This is a genomic window from Pseudoalteromonas sp. PAST1 (genome assembly GCF_021532515.1).
Taxonomy (GTDB): Bacteria; Pseudomonadota; Gammaproteobacteria; order Enterobacterales; family Alteromonadaceae; genus Pseudoalteromonas; species Pseudoalteromonas simplex.
On sequence record NZ_JAKGBH010000133.1, the window covers coordinates 1 to 1,295 of the forward strand.

The window sequence follows — 1,295 nt, forward strand, 5'->3', positions numbered from 1 at the left end:
AAAGTGATGTTACTGAATATATGAAATATTACAATCTGGAAAGGCTGCACTCAGCTAATAACGATCAGTCACCAGTAGAGTATGAAAATTCTTTAAGAAAAGTGTCCGGCTGGAGTTGACCAGAACAACCCTTCTAGCACGGTATAAATAAAGAGCTCCTTTTCCTTTTCATCCCTTATCGATAAATGTAAATATTCAGGTTCCTTTGCTGCAGGAGGTAAATCTACTTGAAGAAATTTAGCCAACGGTGAAATCGTCCAACCTTGAACAAGCAGTGAAATCAAAACTACAAAAAAAACCAATTCAAAGTAAGTCTGAGTATGTTCTAGTCCTGCTAAGGAAGGAAATAAGGCTAAAATTATAGGGACAGCGCCTCTTAAACCACACCATCCAATAAACACCTGTTCTCTCCATGGGAAGTGAAATGGTATTAAAGATAAAAAAACCGCTAAAGGCCTTGCAATGAAAATAAGTACGAAAGCAATAGCCAAAGCTGGGATAATGATTGGTATTAAATTAGTTGGCGTAATTAATAATCCTAACATTAAAAACATTCCAATCTGACTTAACCAAGCAATACCATCATGAAACTTATTAATGTCGTCACTATATGATAGCGATGTATTTCCTACTATTGCACCAATGATAAAAATTGCTAGAAAACCACTCCCACCTAAAAGAGTCGTGAATCCAAACAAGCTCAACCCACCAGCAAATGCTAATAAAGGATATAATGATGAAGGTAATGATAAATATCGCAACAAATTAGCTAGCAGTTTTCCTCCAGCAAACCCGATTATCAAGCCAAGTCCCATTTGACGGACAAGTTCTATGATGAACAGCCATCCCTCAATTTTACTACTGTTTATTTGTAGAATTTGAACAAGAGTAATAGTAAGAAATATTGCCATTGGATCATTTGAACCAGATTCAATTTCCAGCGTAGCGCTTGTACGTTCTTTCAACTCAAACCCAGCATTTCTAATTAACCCAAAAACGGCAGCCGCATCAGTTGAGGCAACAATCGCTCCAATTAAAAGACCTTCTTGCCATGGTAGCTTGAGAATTAAGTGAGCAGCCCATCCCGTAATTGCAGCTGTTATAATGACACCAAATGTTGCTAAAGAAAGTGCCGGTTTTAAGCTGACATTAAATGTAGTTTTACGAGTACCCCCGAATTCAGATAATAAGTGCACCACTCATGGTTAAACGGTGAGAAGAGATCAACTGCCTGTTGGTGGTACTCTATCGTCGCCAAACAAACAGAAGCATTTACCATGAGTTACAAGCAGTTG

2 protein-coding genes are annotated in these 1,295 nt (G+C 37.9%); one reads left to right on the forward strand and one right to left on the reverse strand.

Going from position 1 to position 1,295, the window contains the following annotated elements; all coding sequences use genetic code 11:
• A partial coding sequence (locus L1272_RS23015; RefSeq protein ID WP_235374343.1) for an IS3 family transposase occupies positions 1-119 on the forward strand: 119 nt, incomplete at its 5' end.
• On the opposite strand, the gene L1272_RS23020 is transcribed toward L1272_RS23015, so the two are convergent.
• Positions 93-1,196 (reverse strand): potassium/proton antiporter, encoded by a 1,104-nt coding sequence (locus L1272_RS23020; protein WP_235374370.1) that lies wholly within the window; start codon positions 1,194-1,196, stop codon positions 93-95. The two genes, L1272_RS23015 and L1272_RS23020, sit on opposite strands and share 27 nt — an antisense overlap.
• Between the last annotated feature and the right edge of the window lie 99 nt (positions 1,197-1,295).